A 17,948-nucleotide genomic window follows, 5' to 3' on the forward strand; every position below is an offset into this window, starting at 1 on the left:
AAAAAATATAGTTTTTAATCAAAACGGAGGTGCTCACTTTGCACCGGAATTAGGTGGTCATTTTGAACTGGAATCAGGTGCTCACTTTAAAACGGAATGGGGTGATCAATATAACCGGAATTTGCACGGAATGACCAAAGCAGCCATGATTGCAATAAGCAATGGTTTATCAAAATTGACAATAGGAACTGAAGTTACCGTAAATACAATTTTGGGAGGGCCAACTTATTCTGACGGAGTTGCTGCTGCAATCGAACAAATTGCATCGGCACAAAATATAGAAATAGAGCAGATGAAAAGTGCCATTATACAGCAGACAAATGCACATTCCCTACTGCAGCGTTTTATCGAACCATCAGAGATAGCTGCACTGGCGGTTTATATTGCAAGTCCGCTTTCAATAGCCACAAATGGCGCATGTGTTCGGGCAGATGGAGGAATTCTAAATACAATGTAATCAAAAAATTTTGCTATTCGGAAAACAGATATAATATCTTACAAAAAAGAATGTTGTACGGGATATTTTTTTATCTTTGAAATTCAGGTTTTTTTAATCAAAATCGCTTTATCTTTGAGCCTGTAGAAAAATTGATACTCGTTATGGAACAGAAAATACATCAGGGAAAAAACGTAAAACGTTTCAGGGAAATGCTTAACATAAAGCAGGAAGCATTAGCTTATGATCTGGGCGCAGACTGGAACCAAAAGAAAATTTCTATGCTGGAGCAAAAAGATGTAATTGAAGACAGCCTGCTGAAACAAATTTCGGCTGTATTAAAAATTCCTGTGGAAGCTTTTCAGAATTTTGATGAAGAACAGGCGATAAATGTTATTTCTAATACTTTCGATAACGGAGCTTTTTTAAATACAGGTCATAGTGCAACATTTAATGTTAATCCGATCGACAAATTAATCCAGCTTCATGAAGAAAAGATTGCTTTATACGAGCGTATGTTAAAAGAGAAAGAGGAGATGATGGTGAGGCTTGAAAAATTGATTGGTAAATAATTGTTTATAAAGATATATTAACTGTATAAAGAGACTTTCGAGTCTCTTTTTTGTTTTAGACCTGCTCCCTCCGCTCTCCGAAGTGTTCTTACGCTGCGCAATCCCGAAAGCCTTCGGGACTGACTATGCACCGTTTTAAACAAATATAATTGAAAAACAGAGACTTCATAAAGTCTCTGACTTTAAAATTAAACCGTCAGAGACATTTGCGCCGCTTTTCATGAGAACACTTCGAAGAGCGGGTTAAATTTTAGTTCAATACTTCTGTAAAATCATTGCAAATTACTTTTTATACTGCAAAATGTATCCCGGCAGCACTGAAAAATGCCATACGCTATAGCCGGCTATTAATCTATAGAAAAATTGCTAAATTTGAAAAAGAATATTCTTCGAAACTTAAGTGATACAAAAAGAAAATGGGCGATAATTTTAATTCAGTACAAAAGGCTGTTATTTTTGATATGGATGGCGTGCTTATTGACTCTGAGCATTTGTGGCAAAAGGCTGAATTTGAAGTCTTCTCTTCCCTTGGTGTTACGGTTACAGAGGATCTGGCAGCTATTACAAAAGCAATGACTACTAAAGAAGTTACTGAATTCTGGAAAAGCAGATTTTCATGGGAAGATATCAGCCTTGAGCAGGTGGAGGAATTGGTTATTTCACGCGTTATTGAACTGATTAAAAATGATAATTGCGAAATAAAAGGAATCAGGAATTTCATTAAAAAAATCAAAGACCAGGGATACAAAATAGGACTGGCTACAAATTCACCTGACAAAATCATTCCCGTTGTTTTGGAAAAGCTAAAATTGACGCAGTATTTTGATGCCATATCTTCTTCGGATTTCGAAACAAACGGGAAACCCCATCCTTCGGTATATTTAACTACGTGTGCAAAACTTGATGTAAATCCAATGCACTGTGTTGCTGTAGAAGACTCGTATTCAGGAATGCTCGCCGCTAAAAGGGCCGGCATGAGAATAGTGGCTTTTACAAATGGAAATAATGATACGGACCTGAGTATAGCTGAGTTTGTTATCCAAAATTTTGAGCAAGTAGACTCGACAGAAATTAGCAGCTGGTATTCTTCCTTGTCATAAAGCCCGCTCTCCGAAGTGTTTTTCTTTACACTGCGCAATCCCGAACGCTTTCGAAATTGCGCAGCTTTTCGTGCGAAGACTTCGGAGAGCGCCGTTTTTTATTAATAAACCAACGGCACGGAAAGAATTTCCGGGCTATCGGGCTTTTTTATGTTGTATTTCAAATATAGCCCAGGGTTTCAACCTTGGGAAACGTATTGAGATAATTTGTCTTAGGAAAATGCACTACGCTGCAATGGTAGAAACCTAAATATAAATATTGTCTAGCCTTCTCATTTCAACGGGCTTTTTTATGTTGTATTTCAAATATAGCCCAGGTTTTCAACCTTGGGAAACGTATTGAGATAATTTGTCTTAGGAAAATGCACTACGCTGCAATGGTTGAAACCTAAATATAAATATTGTCTAGCCGTCTCATTTCAACGGGCTTTTTTATGTTGTATTTCAAATATAGCCCAGGGTTTCAACCTTAGGAAACGTATTGAGATAATTTGTCTTAGGAAAATGCACTACGCTGCAATGGTTGAAACCTAAATATAAATATTGTCTAGCCATCTCATTTCAACGGGTTTTTTTATGTTGTATTTCAAATATAGCCCAGGGTTTCAACCTTGGGAAACGTATTGAGATAATTTGTCTTAGGAAAATGCACTACGCTGCCATGGTTGAAACCTAAATATAAATATTGTCTAGCCATCTCATTTCAACAACATTCTCTCCGTAATCATTTTATTAGAAGAAGCCTCACCAGATATCCCGTTACCTGTTAGCGCTTTTTTAGTATTTTTGCAATATGATTACACAGCAGACAATAACAGATTATGTTACCTCTGACCTAATTGCGCAGCGACATTCTGCCGGTGGCCATTTTGTAACCGTAAGGCTAGATGACTTTTCTGCTGAAAGCCTTGAAGCAACGACAGTATACAGCCGAAAAGATTTCTATAAGATCTCACTGGTCACAGGTCATGCAGCGTATTTTTACCACGACCGTAAATATGAAATTAATCCCGGTGAATATGCCCTGATTTTTACCAATAGTGAATTACCATACCGCTGGGAAATTTACAGCGGCCATTGTAGTGGTTATGCCTGCATGTTTACAGATGATTTTCTTCCCATGCATACATACCAGCGCCCGGCAGATTTGAAAGTATTTGGCACCGGGGCACAATCTGTTTTTATGATTAACGGAGATCAGAAAGAGCAATTTGAAGTATTGTTTTTAAAAATGATTGAAGAGCAGCAGTCAGCGTACCAAAACAAATATGATCTGTTGTTTTTATATGTATTGGAGTGTATTCACAAAGCCTTAAAACTAGAGCCTGAAACAGAAGTGCGTCGTCAAAATGCTGCACAAAATTTAACTGAATCATTTAAAATCCTGCTGGCATCTCAATTTCCGGTTGTTTCGCCTCAGCAGCAAATTGCCCTTAACACCCCGCAGGCTTTCGGAGATAAACTGGCAGTACATACCAACTATTTAAATCGCGCTTTAAAAAACACTACCGGTAAAACTACTACTCAATTGCTCACAGAGCGAATTATGCAGGAAGCACGCGCTTTACTGCTGCATTCAAACTGGACAGTCAGCCAGATTAGCTACAGTCTGGGCTTTGATGAGCCTACACATTTTGCAAAGGCTTTTAAAAAATATACAGGTCAGGCACCTACAGTAATTAGGCAAACGGTTTGATTTACGTCTGAACTGGTTTGAAATACGTCCGTCATTAGATTCTTCAGCAAAGTAGATTTGTAAAGTTAAAAAGCACTAAAAAATCTACTTTATGAAAACATGGTTTATTACCGGTACGTCAACCGGTCTTGGAAGAATACTTACCGAAAAATTATTACAGCAGGGACATACCGTTGCAGCAACAGTGCGAAAAGCCAACGTACTGGATGATCTGAAAAAGGAATACCCGGAGCGGCTTCACGTTTATACTTTAGATGTTACCGACAGCAAATCAGTCCGGGAGATTGTAAATACTGCATTCTCAGATCTTGGCCGAATTGACGTAATTGTAAACAATGCGGGTTATGCACTGTTCTGCTCGGTTGAGGAAGCGAGTGATGAGCAGATTGAGCAGCAGCTGAAAACTAATATTACAGGGTCAATACAAGTTATTCGCGCAGCACTTCCCCATTTACGTTCACAGGGAGGCGGCAGAATTTTACAGCTCTCCTCTGCAGGCGGGCAGACAACCTATCCCAATTTCAGCTTTTACCATACTACAAAATGGGCAATGGAAGGTTTTTGCGAAACAGTACTGCAGGAGGTAGCTCCATTTAATATCGGAGTTACTATTGTAGAGCCAGGCGCCCACAGAACATCATTTGGCACGGGAATGGTTACAGCGCCTATTATGGAAGCTTACGACGCTACACCTGCCGGAGATATCCGCAGGGCATTTTACAGCGGTGCTTTTCCTGTAAAAGGAGATGTGAATATAACCGTTCAGGCTATGATTGATTCCACTGAAATTACTCCGGCGCCCCGACGCCTGACAATGGGAACCGATGCCTATACCCACATAAGGGCATCATTAGTTTCAAGACTTGAAGAATTAGACGCTCAAAAGGAACTTGCAATGTCTTCGGAAATCAAGGAATGATAGACAATCAAATAAAAATACAGTCAGCTGTCCTTTTGAGGGCAGCTGACTGTATTTATAAAGAAACTTTCCTAAAAGTAAGCGCTTTCCTTTGGGAAACTACTATCCTATGGTAAGTTCAATACCCTAACTTTGCCACCTTAAATAATAATATTAAATAAATATCAATTTAAAGTGAAAGAAACAATTTTAACAACAAAAGAAGTTGCAGCCAAATTTATAGAACTTTGCCGTCAGGATAAATTTTATGAAGTACAAACACAATTCTATGCCGATAATTGCGTCAGCGTAGAAGCCAATGATTTTCTACTGCCAAAAACGGTCGAAGGACTGCAGGAAATTTTGAAAAAATCAGAATTATTTGAATCTTTAGTGGAGCAGGTTCATGGACGTGTTATTTCAGATCCCGTGATCGCCGGCGAATACTTTACGGTGTCGTGGTCAGCTGATATGACATTCAAAGGAAGAGACAGATTCACAACGGATGAAATCTGTGTATATAAAGTACAGGAAGGCAAAATAGTTTTCGAACAATTTTTTTATTGATTTTTCGAGCCTCTTAAGCAAAAGAGTTATATTAATTCATTAATGTAACTCTTTCTCATTTCATACCGTAATGTAGTAGCTTTACTTGAGTTCAAACTAACACTTCTGCTGGCTACTACACGATAAAAGAGCGATCATTTAATCCTCACGGGATACCGTTTTTTCTGAAACAAAAAATATATTTTTTACCGGATTAATTAAAGCTTTCGTCCAGTGTAGAATGAATACTTTTTTAAGAATGAGAATAAAGCCGGTAAAAGAGCTTGGTTTTTGTATATAGAGGCTTGCTCCCTTTTTAAAAGTCTCTTCAATATCATTGGGATGATTGGAAGTGGAAAGCATAACCGCTGGAATTTCCTTAAGTTCGTGATCGCTTTTTATTTCTGCCAGTGCCTCCTTGCCCCCTTTAACGGGCATATTTATATCTATAAAAACAATATCAGGTTTTGATTCAGCAGGATCTTTCAGGGTGTTAACCAGTTCCTCCCCGTTTTCTACCGTAATAACTTCAGAAGGGACTTTGGTTGCATTAAGTGCCTCCATAAATAATTCCTGATCGTCCTTGTCATCCTCAGCCAATATAATTTTTACTGACTCATTTTCTTCTGGTTCACTAGAAGTCACGTCTGAATTTTTAGAGCTTGTCATATTAAAGCGGTTTTACAATCACCAAAAGTACTATATTAATGCTTACTAAAATTTCGGCAAGGCAATAATATTACTATATATTTATTATTTAACATTCACAGAACATCACCGTTAGAAGATTAATTATGTTGAAGTTGTGAAATCATTAGTACTAAATTGTATAACATAACTTTTTGCACAGCACACTATTTTAGCATAAACCATAAAGCTAAGAGATGTGCCGAATAATTTAATTTTTCTACAAGATATATTATTACATACTCCAGTGCCAACTGCAGTTTATTGTACTGACGATTTAGTAATTTCCTTTGCTAATCCCGCCATGCTCAATTTATGGAATAAGGACAAGCAGATTATTGGAAAAAAAATCGCCGATAGCATTGCTGATTTTCAGAATGATTCGATTAGCGAGGAAATTCTAAGGGTAATGAAAACAGGAATACCTTTTCAGGCCAGCGACAGAAAACTTGACATCCTTATAAAGGGAACAGGGACACCACTTTTTTTTAATTATAATTTTACGCCGCTTCGCAATGAAAAAGGAATTATTTATGGCGTCGTACATACCTGTACAGAAGTAACTAAATTACATGAAGTAAGAAGTCAGATAGTAAATTCCGATGAAATGCTTGAGATGGCTATCGAAGCCTGTGGAATGGGAACATATGAAATCGACCTTATATCAAACAGGATTAAAACTTCTGAGAATTTTAAAAAGCTCTGGTCCGTTAATTCTGAAATTACTATAGACGCACTGGTAGCAAAACTGCATCCGGAGGATCGTGAACTTCGGGAAAAAGCTCACAGAGATGCCCTTGAAAACGGAGTAGTCTGCTACGAAGCCAGAATTATACAGAAAGACAACTCCGTGAGATGGATTAAGGTTTTTGGAAAAATCGTAAAAGATGAAAAGGGTAATCCATCAACCATCTTTGGAGTTGTGCAGGATATACATGATCAAAAAGAATTTGAAGTAGAACTGAAAAGAAAGATCGAAGAAAGTACCCTGGAACTCCGACGATCGAATGATGATCTGCTGCATTTTGCCAATGTGGTGAGCCATGATCTTCAGGAACCGGTCAGGAAAATTAAAATCTTCAATGACTTCTTACAAAATGAGATTGCAAACCGGTTACCGAACCGTTCTGTTATGCACTTAAACAAAATTGCCCATTCTGCCCATCGTATGCAATGTATAATCGAAGGGCTGCTTTCCTATTCTACTATTGACAAAAGCAGTCAGCCGGTGGAATTGATTTTCTTAAACGATCTCGTAGAGAACATCAGGACCGATCTTGAACTTATCATAAAAGAAAAAGGTGCTATTCTGATTGTAAATGATCTTCCGGAAATTGAGGGAGCAGCTATTCTAATTCAGCAGCTCTTCTATAATCTTATCCAAAATGCAATGAAATTCACAAAAGCCAACCAGCCTCCGAGAATTAGTATTACATCGACTGTAAAAAATATCGATTCGGTTGAATCTGTTGAAATTTCCTTCAAAGATAATGGTATCGGAGTGGATCCTATTTATGCAGAAAAAATATTTACTGCTTTTGAAAGACTTCATTCCAAGAATGAATACGAGGGAAATGGTATTGGACTTGCCCTTTGCCAAAAGATAGTTGACAGGCACAATGGAACTATAATGGTTACAGGAGAAAAAGAAAATGGTGCTGAATTTATAGTTACCCTCCCCCTTAAACAAGCTAACAAAAATATATAGAAGTACATTAACCACTTTGACAACTTAAAAGCTCTAAATCGCTGATTTAGAGCTTTTTTTATCCCTATTATATAATTGGTAAGCTTCACTTAAAAACGGATCAAATCTTTAATGATTAGGATCTGAAAGGAGCCATTGCTTCCGAAGTTATTTCATTTCGACAACCATTTCTGCTTCAACCGCCATGTTCTGCGGAAGGGTATATACGCCTATAGAATTACGCGCATGCCTGCCCTGCTCGCCAAACACTTCAATTAATAAATCAGAAAAACCATTCATTACTTTTGACTGTTCCCTAAACGAGTCGTCTGTATTTACATAACCGTTTACTTTTACTATTCGTTTTATATTATCCAGACTTCCAAAAGCACGTTTAAGTACCGCCAGCTGATTTATGGCTGTTAACCTTGCAGCCTGATAACCTTCCTCAGTAGTGAGTTCGCTCCCTACCTTTCCGGTAATGTACTTTCCATCTGCTTTAAGCGGTCCTCTTCCCGAAAGGAAAACGAGATTTCCGGTTTGTACCATATCCGCATAGCTGCCCAGGGATTCCGGTATTTGTGGTAAGTAAATTCCGGACTGCTTTAATTTTTGCTCCGGAGTCTGAGCCGATAAATTTAAACTCACTACTAGTAGTGCCAGCGTTACGATCGTTTTCATTGTTTCGTAGATTTAAAAAAAAGAAAGCCATCTTAAAAAGACAGCTTCCCTGATTTTTGTTTTATTTATTTTAAGAATTTAATTAATTCGGCGTTAAATTTTGGAAGCTCTTCAATAAACAATGCATGACCGCTTTTCTCAAATGGAACCAAAGTAGAATTGGCAATTGATTTGTGCATTTGTTCCGCCAGTTCATAAGAACAAATTTTGTCCTGTGTGCCGTGAAGGATAAGAGTTGGAATCTTGATTTTTTTCAGGTCTTCTCTCAAATCGGTATCACGAAGTGCTTTCATAGACTCACCCATTGCATATGGAGAAGCCTGTGCCTGAATCGTTCCAAGCCATGCAGCTTGTCCTGCAGATACACTTGTTTCATTGGCCGGGAATATTTTTCCGAAATTCTCAAACAACTGTGGTCTGTTGGTATTATTAAGGGCAATAAGGCCGTTTACATCTTCTTTGGTCCAGAAACCATAGTTAAAGTCTGCCCTTTTGGTCCATAAGGGAGCTGCTGCACCAAATAAAGCCAGTTTTGAAACGTGGGCTGCATTGTATTTGGCAACGTAGTGAATCACCGTCGCACCTCCCATAGAGAATCCGCCGATGGTGGCTCCTTCAATTTTAAGCTTGTCCAGGATCACTTTGATATCATCTGCATACACATCATAGTTGTAAGCCCCACCCGGTTTGTCTGACAGTCCGAAACCTCTTAAGGTGATTCCGATAACACGGTAGCCTTTCTGGATAAGTTCTGCATATTGGTATTCGTACATGGCATCACTCAACGGCCATCCGTGAATCAGTACGACCGGTTTTCCTTCACCTAAATCTGTTACATGCAGTTTTACATTTTTCTCTACTTCAATATATTCTTCTCTTCCTAAGCTTGCTGGTTTTCTCTGGCTTTGAGAGAAGACAGTTGATACTGCTAATAAAAAAATTGTTGCACTTGTTGCTGCGATTGTTTTTAAATTTGTTTTCATTCTTTTGGTTTTAATTTTTATTTTAGCTTTTGATTTTTACTGCTGTTATTTCGTATTGACAGAGCAAAATTGATATTTTTGCGATTATAAATCAAATTAATAATTTTTTACAATTATAAATTTTAGTTATAATACTAGCTTTTTATTAGCCGCTGACTTTATCATAGCGTCCGGCACATCACTACGGTTTTACTTTTTCATTACCAGCACCGGTTTTCCTTTTTCCACTATATAAGTTGCCAGCTCCGAAGCTTTTGCATGGCTGTTATTTCGTGCAGAGTGAACTACGCCTGCCGGGATAAAAAGCACTTCTCCCGCTTTTAAGGTAACAGGAGACTGCCCTTCAACTTCATACTCTAGTTGGCCATCAAGGACATAAATAACCTCCTCACCCGGGTGAGAGTGTTTTCCAAAAGCGGTATGAGCATCAAAATCGATGCGGGCCTGAACTGTTTCGTATCCCGGAACACTCAGGTCATACCGCTGTAAGTCAGTACGTTTTATTCCTGATTGCTGGGCAGCAGCAGTACTTGTAATAATCAATGCTAAAAAGCTAAGGGCAGAAACTGTAGTTGATGCAAAATTTAAAGTTTTCATGTGTTAATTGTATTAATTTGTTGTTTTTATTAATTTTCTCTGTCAAAAGTACCAAGGCATCACGTGCATTGAAATGATAATAGAGCCCGAATGGACAAAAGGAGAAATGAAATGGACAAAAGTCGAGTTCTAATTCTTATGGATTATAAAATCCCGCAAGGCTATCTATGGTAAGCTTCCCCTTCTTTCCATATGCCCACTATAGAAAGAGAATCAGAAATAGTACTGGTAGGATCACCACTAACTAACAGTAAATCAGCTCTCCTTCCTTCAGCAATTATTCCTCTGTCTGATAAATTAAATCTTTTGGCAGTTACTGATGTCGCAGATCTTAGTGCCTCAATCGGACTTAATCCGGCTTCTACCAGCAGCTGCATTTCATGATGAACACTCACACCATGTGCAAGACCTCCTAAATGAGGCATCGGTACTGATACATCTGTCCCCACAAGTATATCTACGCCGGCATCGCGCAAATCCTTCACATTGTTAAAGTTATCTGCCATACTGCCTTCCGGAAACGTATTAAAATAAGAGCACATTGTCATTTTCCAGTCTTCATTCAATTTACTTTCCACTCTTTCATCATGGGCAACGTGGCAGGCCGAATTTCCTATGATTGATGAATTTAATACCAGGCAGGGTGTCACAAAAATTCCTTTGGCTGCGATAGATTCTATAAGATCGGGTGTCCAGTCAGGTCTGTCAATAAATAAATGTGCCAGGCCATCAACACCAATTTCTACTGCTGTTTTTGCCGCTTCGGCTGTTAAAACGTGGGCTATGGCAATTTTACCTAATTTATGGGCTTGCTCTACCGCTGCTTTTAACACCCTGGTTTCAATAACAGGCAAGCCCGGTGCATTCATTACGGTTCCTTCCTCAATCATTATTTTAAAATAATCAGCACCATTATTTACCTGGCGGTTAACAAAATCTATCGCTCCTTCCAGTGAAGTAACATCGGGTCCTAATTCTTCTTCTTCTTGCTGAGCCTGATGGGCCGCTATAAAAATGGCCTTTTCCTCTTCACTCATTTTCTCCATTTCTTTTAAAACAAATTCCGGAATGCCATCGCCCTTAGGAATCAGTTCGTCAGGATGCCCGCCGGGAGCCGTCAGACCCATACCGGCGGAACGAACATCAGCTGCATCTGTAATCCCCTTTAACTGTGTATCACGCCCTTTTTGAGTAAAACCTCCCATCATTTCCAACTCGGTGGTGATACCGAATTTTAAGGCATCTCTTAAAAATTCAACCGATGTATGGACGTGGGCATCTATGAGTCCCGGCAGAAGAGTACAGCCTGTACCGTTAATTATTTCATCAACATCCAGCGGTAATTCATCAGAAATTGAAGTGATTATTCCGTCAGTAAATACAATGTTTTTTGTACCAATTACATTTATGCCGTCAAATACTTTGGCATTTATGATGGCTTTACTTTTAGTGGTAGTCATTTTTGAATCATTTAAATTAATTTTCTTTTGACAAATTTATCTAGTCAATAGGGATTAAAATAGCTACATTTGACACAATAATAACTCTAAAAGGTCATAGAAATGGAATTACATTTAAAGGAAGAATTCGGTTTTTTAGCAGGTTTCGCCAGTTTATTAGACACGGAAGTAAAAAATGGAATACTGGTAATACCCGAGAATAAAGGGAAAGGATATCTGAGGGGATTTAGATTAGACAACTCCATAAATATGCTGGTACGTTTTTATGAGTTTAATGACAATGTGCTTGCGAAAAGGCTTGGAGGCCAAAATACACTGAACCGTATACTATTTTCTTTTAACAACATTTTTCCCGATGCCGACTCAAAAGACAAATATTCAGGGGATCTTCCTTCTATGCAGATTTTTAAAGGAAAACTTAATATCGAAACCTTTTATCCCGGCAGAACTAAATTCAATTCTATTTTTATTGGAATCGATTCGGATAGATTAGCAAAAACGCTGGGATTGAATATTGACAATGAAATTTTCAGAAATATTATTACCAGTGAACAGTCGGTTTTATTTGAAGAACTGCTTTCGCCAAAAATTCAGCAGGTCGCAATGGAAATTATCCAGGCTGACGTTCCGCCTTCGCTGAATGATTTCTTTTTTAAAATTAAAGCCGAGGAATTAATATGCCTGACTTTAAAAGAACTTTTTAAAAGGGAAAACCAAACTACGCACGCGCTGAACCAAATCGATGTCCAGAAAATTTATAAAGTGAGAGACCTGATTTTGAATGACATTGCGGCACCTCCGGTTATAAAGGAACTGGCTTCACAAATTGGAATGAGCGAATCGAAGTTTAAAAGATTATTTAAACAGATTTTTGGGGACAGTTTGTTTAGCTACTACCAAAAGTTCAGAATGAAGGAAGCGGCACGATTATTAAAAGAAAATAAAATGACTGTTTCAGAAGTTGGCTTTAAGATGGGGTTTTCGAATCTAAGTCACTTTGCCAAAGCGTTTGAAGAACATATCGGAACGAAACCAAAATCATTTCAAAAAATAAAATAGAGGTATACCATCAAGCATCGTTTTAACCCTTGTTCCACAGCTGAAGCCTACCCAAGCCCCCGGTTGACTGAGTATACGGAAAGATACAGGTAATTTTAAAAATAGTAAACATATACAGTATCAGATCATCTGTGCTGAATTGTATATTTTTAATTACCTATTGCTATAAATGGTATTGTATATAGATCTGTACAACGTTAAAAAATAAAACGAGCCCCTTCCTTATTGGAATGTCTTAATAAAGCCTTTTACTTTATTTTGATTCTTCCACAATTTTCCAGGTATCAAAGCTGCAGTCGTACTGGTATCCCAGATCACACATTTCTCCAATCCATTCCCTTAAAGTTTCATGCATCATTTTGATTGCTGTGGTTCTGCCTGATATTACAAAAAGGCTTTTGTCATGCGCAGCAGTTCCATGATTGACAATGTAACCTAATTTACGGATTTCCTCTTCCAGTTTTTCGGATTTCTCCAAAGTATCCGTATAAAAGAAATAATCAATTTTTAATTCATCTTCTTCTTCAACCCCGCCATCACGCAGTTGTACAAGTGATTCTATTGAAAGTCGAAATTGTTTATCCTGATTGGCAATAAAATCATTTTCAGAAACAAACCGCTTCTTTTTTTTAGGCTTTAAAAAACTTAAGATTTCCATTTTTAGTTGATTGTTGTAGTTTACAATTATAGATTTAAAAACAAAAATAGGTAAATATCGAATCCGATAGTCCACACTGTTATAAACTTAACATAGCATTTCAGCTGATGCCACGTGCAGGAAGCAGGAAGTCTATTATGTCTTTTTATTTACGATTTGATAAAAACAGAGGGTGTTTTTACTTTTTTTTAATAACACAGAATTTACAGGTAAAACTCCCGTTTATCTAAAAACAGATTTGGCATAGCAACAAAAAGCCCCTGCTTTCGCAAGGGCCACGTCTTATTTCTTACCTTTTTTTGACTTAGATTTTTTCGCTTTTTTTATTGCCTTCTTTTTTGCAATTTTCTTTGTCTTGGCTTTATTTTTCGCTTTTTGGGCCCTGTCTTTCTTTTTTGCCTTTGCTTTTAATTTTGCCTTTTTATCTTTCTTGTTCTTTTTAGCTTTTTCCTTTTTCTTTCCGGACTGCTTCTTCTCTTTTTCTTTTTCCTTCATCTTATTGATTTTAAGTTTATTCTTTTCTGATTTTCCTTTTTCTTCAGAAATTTCTTTTGATGGTTCTTCGGTATTGATTTTTAAATCCTCAGCTACAGTATCTTTAACTTCTGTCTCTTTAATTTCTGCGGGCGGGATTTCAGAAACAGCAGGAGTCTGCACTACCTGATGATTATTGTTATTGTCTTGCTGATCATTCAATCTTTCCTTTCGGCTGTTTTTGCTCATTGCTATTTATATTTTAATTCAAAAATGATCCTGCACGCGCAAATTCAACAAGCATTTAACTAAAAGATTACCTTATTGTTATCAAATTGTAAACAAATGTAACGGTAAAATATATTCTCCAATGTTAAGCTTTCAAAACACAGCATTTGGGACGCCACAGCACAGCTTTTCCCACGAACTAAATTCATTTTGCCTAAAAAATAAATAAAAACTTACAATTAATACAGAATAATTTATCACAATACATTTCTTTACTGACTGATACCGGATTCAAATTCTCTGGTAATCAATAAGAATGCAGTCATAAATATTCAAAGTCTTCAGCGCCCGCACTTATTATAGGTAGAAAGTACTATTAGCCCCACTGTTAAGTTTTGTCTTTCTGATGTTAAATAAGAGTAAATCTCGCGCAGACTCTAGCTTGTTTGTCTATATTTGTAGCAGACATCAGATCAATTTGTGCTGTATTTTTTTTTAACTGCTATATTTTTTCAGATTTATTGCCGAAGATTGAAAAAAATGTTGTTAATTTATCTCATTGTTTTCCGAATGTCGAAAGACGGTATAATAACTAATAGCCCCAAACTATGAAAAAAATTACTCTAATGATTTGCCTGTTGCTTACAGCGGCCGGCGCAAGTGCACAGCAGGAAAAAGGAATTATAGGATACAGCAACTGGCTGGATAACTGGACAGAATTTAAGCCTCAAAAGTCCGATTCCAAAGATGCAAACCAAATTTTAGCCGGAAATATTACTGAAAATACCAAACTGCTGAAAAGAAATGTATACATCCTTCAGGGAAATGTATATGTAACGAACAATGCAGTGCTCACTATTGAGCCTGGTACCGTAATTATCGGAGACGCTGTTTCAAAAGGTACTCTTGTCATCACAAAAGGAGCCCAGATTATGGCAGCGGGAATGGAAACAGACCCTATTATCTTTACCTCAAACCAAAGCATGAAAAAAGCAGGTGACTGGGGAGGCGTGGTAATTCTTGGTGATGCCCCGATTAATAAATTTGGCAGTGCCGGTTCTTACAGTATGGATCTTGATCCTGCACTTACTGTATACGGAGGGAACAACCCCGCTTCAAATTCGGGAGTACTAAAATTTGTACGTATCGAATTTGCCGGTAAAAAAGTAAAAGGAATGGATGCTTTTAACGGATTGACTGTTGCAGGAGTTGGTAATAAAACCATTTTAGAGAATATCATGGTAAGTTACTCCGGCGGTGATTCATTTGCTTTCTACGGAGGTGATGTGAACACAGCTCAATTGGTATCTTATAAATCTATTAATGATGATTTTAAATTTACGCAGGGAATCCAGTGCCGTTTATTTAATTCATTAGCGGTGAGATCCTCTTACTTATCAAGCAATAAAGATGGTTCCAGATGTCTGGAAGTAAGAACATATGAAAAGAAAAACGAAACTGATTTTACCAAAAAAGCCACATTCGTTAGTGCTTCAAACATGACAATGTTAAACGACAGCGAAAATATTACAGCAGACATTCAGGCAGGTTTGGTTAAAGAAGCTATTTATGTTGCCGAAAGTGCCTCTTTGGAATTAAAAAGAAGTGTAGTGTCAGGTTTTAATCCTGCCGTACTTATAGACAGCAAAACTGAAATCAATGACGCTAATCTAAAGAAAATCAAATTTGAAGAGATGTTCTTTAATCAATGCAGCGGCAATATCTTTAAAGAAAACAATGCTGACAATACAGATTTAGAAAACTGGTATGGTAACAGCATCTTTTTTAATGTGTATTCCCACACAGAGAACAAAGAAACTTTTGTGGACGTGTTTAATGCAAAAAGACCGGATTACAGACTTCAGTTAGGTAAAATTACTGCCTCAAGCGGTAAATAGATCCCGGTATTTCACATAAAAAATAAATAAAAAAAGGAAACAGCATTTACGTGCTGTTTCCTTTTTTTATGTAACATTCTTTTTAAAATCGGGTCTCGTGTGGAAATGGAAGGCCAAGTATTTCCAAAAAGTGAACGAACACTAAGTTCACTGCTGTTGAAAGTCGTACCACGATAGATCATCTGATATAAAAAACCGGAACAGGATTACTCCTGCCCCTATTTAATGTATAGTTTCAATTGATATAATTGTTGGGCAGTACGGAAAATTTTCCATCTCTTCCTGATCCACTAGGCTATAGTGTATTTTTTTTCTGTAACAGTAGTGGTCGTTTCAGTGGTTACACTGTCTACAAATCGCCATTCCGCTTCAGAACCGGATGCTGTAAATTTAAGATACGTATAGCCTCGTTTATACAAATTTGCGTATTCTAAATCATCGATCAGAACCGTAAATGCCTGCGCCAATTCTACCGCTTTTGCCGGGTCTGCCGTAATGCCCAGATACGCTTCCAGTCCCGGTGATGAAACAGAACTGCAGGCTATTTCAGTACCAATAAATTTCCCCTGCATATCCGTAAGTTTACCCATCCAGGCATTATGTGTATCTCCGGCCAAAACCACCACATTTTTTCCGGAAAGCATCGCATACAATTGTTCCCTTTCAACAAAATAACCATCCCAGGCATCCAGGTTATACGGCAAAGTTGTCGTAACCCTCGCAATTTCCTGAGGCGTTAAAGAAGGATCATTTTGCTGCTGTCTCATTTTAATCACAACAAGCTGAGAGATGGCACCAGTAAGCGCCTGCATCGTGGCCGGCTGTGCACTCCCATAATAGTCCACTTCTGCCAGAACCTGGTTCAAAAGCAGCAGCAGCTCGGCAGGGATCAGCATTTTAGTCATCAGGATCTGCTGGCCCAATACTTTCCATTTGGCAGTATCGGCACTGAGCTGTGATCCCAGCCAGGTCATTTGTTCGCTTCCAATTAATTTTCTGCTGGTGCTTAACAGATCTGTTTTAAATTTTGTCTGGTCGAAGTTTCCGGCATTATCAATATAATCCCCATAACTCATCTGCTTATCCCTTGCAATCACTCTGGTATCCATCATATACAGCGAAAGAATAGTACCGAAATTAAAACTTCTGTAAATTCTCAGATCCTTTCCCGTTTTAAGCGGAATATATTCGCTGTAGGCCTGAAAAGCAGCCATTTTTCGCATCTGAAAATCTCCTTCAGACGGCTGGTGGTTTTCTGCACCGGATTTATAAGAATCGTTGGCAAACTCATGGTCATCCCAGACACATATAAAAGGTTTTTTCTGATGCAGGAGCTGCAGGTTTTTATCTCCTCTGTATTGTCTGTATCGTTCCCTGTAATCACTCAGGCTTGTAATCTCCCTGGCCGGTTTATGTTCCCTGCCCAGCGGGTTGGTAAAGGGATTGGTACCGTACTGTCCCGGCGCATATTCGTAAATATAATCACCAAGATGCACCACTACATCGGCATCAGAAGAAGCAATAGCTCCATAGACATTAAAAAGTCCCGCCGGAAAATTAGAACAGGAAACAACGGCCATTTTTACCTCATTTACAACATCTGTTTTAGACGGCAGCGTGCGTGTTTCTCCGGTAACCGTTACCTGTTTGGTTTTGGCATTATAAAATCGGTAATAATATTTGGTATTCGAAGCAATATTCTGAACATCTACCGCTACGGTAAAATCATTCGCAGATGATGCTCCCGCCTGCCCTTTTCTTATCACTTCAGAAAATCCGGCATCCTTACTGATCTCCCAGGTAATTTCTGCATCTGAGCCTGCTGAATATCGTGTCCAGATAATCACTCCGGTTTCCGTCGGGTCAAAACTGGCTACTCCGGTCTCAAACCCTTCATTTTTCAGTCCGTCGGGCGCACCGCTGTTATCCGGTTTATCATCGTCACTGCAGCTTTCAATAAGGGGCGCGATAAATATTCCTCCGGCAGCCAGTAATGAATTTCTAAGAAACCTTCTTCTGCCTAAATCATTGTTGTTTTCCATAAAAAAATTTTTATATCAAAAAAACAATTTAATCTTACCACTCAGGTTATGGCATTTTTACTATTACATTTTGTTAGTATTAACAATCTATTTACTATAATAAATTAGGATCCGGTTTTAGATTTATAAACCTGAACTTACCCTTTTTTATAAAATTACGGCTTGCTTATTTTTAAAATAATCAGCGAATAAATCCATTTTAGTAGGGTCTCCTGATTGTTTTAAAAGGGATTGAATTAATACTGT

General features: G+C 38.0%; 17 protein-coding genes. 9 read left to right on the plus strand and 8 right to left on the minus strand.

The window, feature by feature from the left end; all coding sequences use genetic code 11:
* The 6 genes from D0817_RS23815 to D0817_RS23840 form a co-directional block, all read left to right on the plus strand.
* The coding region (locus tag D0817_RS23815; protein ID WP_127340841.1) for an SDR family oxidoreductase at positions 1–457 on the plus strand (457 nt) is incomplete at its 5' end.
* Between the two features lie 143 nt (positions 458–600).
* A complete protein-coding gene (locus D0817_RS23820; protein ID WP_127340842.1) occupies positions 601–1,008 on the plus strand; it encodes a helix-turn-helix domain-containing protein in 408 nt (135 codons plus the stop codon).
* 416 nt (positions 1,009–1,424) lie between these two features.
* Positions 1,425–2,108, plus strand: a complete 684-nt coding sequence (hxpB, locus tag D0817_RS23825; protein ID WP_127340843.1) for a hexitol phosphatase HxpB — start codon at positions 1,425–1,427, stop codon at positions 2,106–2,108.
* A 793-nt stretch (positions 2,109–2,901) separates the two neighbouring features.
* Positions 2,902–3,804, plus strand: coding sequence for a helix-turn-helix domain-containing protein (locus D0817_RS23830; RefSeq protein ID WP_127340844.1), 903 nt, complete (start codon positions 2,902–2,904; stop codon positions 3,802–3,804).
* 91 nt (positions 3,805–3,895) lie between these two features.
* Positions 3,896–4,723: an SDR family oxidoreductase gene (locus tag D0817_RS23835; protein WP_127340845.1), complete on the plus strand. Its 828-nt coding sequence runs from the start codon at positions 3,896–3,898 to the stop codon at positions 4,721–4,723.
* A gap of 174 nt (positions 4,724–4,897) precedes the next feature.
* A complete protein-coding gene (locus D0817_RS23840; protein ID WP_127340846.1) occupies positions 4,898–5,269 on the plus strand; it encodes a SnoaL-like domain-containing protein in 372 nt (123 codons plus the stop codon).
* Positions 5,270–5,407: 138 nt separating this feature from the next.
* On the opposite strand, the gene D0817_RS23845 is transcribed toward D0817_RS23840, so the two are convergent.
* On the minus strand, positions 5,408–5,917 hold the full coding sequence (locus D0817_RS23845) for a response regulator (protein WP_127340847.1): 510 nt from the start codon (positions 5,915–5,917) through the stop codon (positions 5,408–5,410).
* Positions 5,918–6,182: 265 nt separating this feature from the next.
* Here D0817_RS23845 and D0817_RS23850 point away from each other — a divergent pair, with 265 nt between their 5' ends.
* Complete coding sequence (locus D0817_RS23850; protein ID WP_238160942.1) at positions 6,183–7,643, plus strand: PAS domain-containing sensor histidine kinase; 1,461 nt, start codon at positions 6,183–6,185, stop codon at positions 7,641–7,643.
* A 147-nt stretch (positions 7,644–7,790) separates the two neighbouring features.
* Here D0817_RS23850 and D0817_RS23855 read toward each other — a convergent pair whose 3' ends face one another.
* The 4 genes from D0817_RS23855 to D0817_RS23870 all read right to left on the minus strand — a co-directional run bounded on the left by D0817_RS23855 (position 7,791) and on the right by D0817_RS23870 (position 11,343).
* A complete protein-coding gene (locus D0817_RS23855; RefSeq protein WP_127340848.1) occupies positions 7,791–8,303 on the minus strand; it encodes a RidA family protein in 513 nt (170 codons plus the stop codon).
* Between the two features lie 65 nt (positions 8,304–8,368).
* Positions 8,369–9,286: an alpha/beta fold hydrolase gene (locus D0817_RS23860; RefSeq protein ID WP_127340849.1), complete on the minus strand. Its 918-nt coding sequence runs from the start codon at positions 9,284–9,286 to the stop codon at positions 8,369–8,371.
* Between the two features lie 189 nt (positions 9,287–9,475).
* Entirely contained in the window at positions 9,476–9,883 is a 408-nt protein-coding gene (locus D0817_RS23865) for a cupin domain-containing protein (RefSeq protein WP_127340850.1), read from the minus strand.
* Positions 9,884–10,044: 161 nt separating this feature from the next.
* Positions 10,045–11,343 carry an amidohydrolase family protein gene (locus tag D0817_RS23870; RefSeq protein WP_127340851.1) on the minus strand — a complete coding sequence of 433 codons (1,299 nt, stop codon included), beginning with the start codon at positions 11,341–11,343 and terminating at the stop codon, positions 10,045–10,047.
* 102 nt (positions 11,344–11,445) lie between these two features.
* On the opposite strand from D0817_RS23870, the gene D0817_RS23875 reads away from it, so the two are divergent.
* Entirely contained in the window at positions 11,446–12,402 is a 957-nt protein-coding gene (locus D0817_RS23875; RefSeq protein WP_127340852.1) for an AraC family transcriptional regulator, read from the plus strand.
* Between the two features lie 253 nt (positions 12,403–12,655).
* On the opposite strand, the gene D0817_RS23880 is transcribed toward D0817_RS23875, so the two are convergent.
* Together D0817_RS23880 and D0817_RS26075 are read right to left on the minus strand one after the other, a co-directional pair.
* A complete protein-coding gene (locus tag D0817_RS23880; RefSeq protein ID WP_127340853.1) occupies positions 12,656–13,060 on the minus strand; it encodes a ribonuclease E inhibitor RraB in 405 nt (134 codons plus the stop codon).
* Between the two features lie 282 nt (positions 13,061–13,342).
* On the minus strand, positions 13,343–13,783 hold the full coding sequence (locus tag D0817_RS26075; protein ID WP_193555371.1) for a hypothetical protein: 441 nt from the start codon (positions 13,781–13,783) through the stop codon (positions 13,343–13,345).
* A 587-nt stretch (positions 13,784–14,370) separates the two neighbouring features.
* Here D0817_RS26075 and D0817_RS23890 point away from each other — a divergent pair.
* Complete coding sequence (locus tag D0817_RS23890) at positions 14,371–15,660, plus strand: beta-helix domain-containing protein (RefSeq protein ID WP_127340854.1); 1,290 nt, start codon at positions 14,371–14,373, stop codon at positions 15,658–15,660.
* 290 nt (positions 15,661–15,950) lie between these two features.
* Here D0817_RS23890 and D0817_RS23895 read toward each other — a convergent pair whose 3' ends face one another.
* The gene (locus D0817_RS23895; RefSeq protein ID WP_127340855.1) at positions 15,951–17,702 is read right to left on the minus strand and encodes an alkaline phosphatase D family protein; all 1,752 of its coding nucleotides are present in this window, start codon (positions 17,700–17,702) and stop codon (positions 15,951–15,953) included.
* Positions 17,703–17,948 lie beyond the last annotated feature (246 nt).

This window comes from Flavobacterium cupreum, assembly GCF_003996965.1.
Lineage (GTDB): Bacteria > Bacteroidota > Bacteroidia > Flavobacteriales > Flavobacteriaceae > Flavobacterium > Flavobacterium cupreum.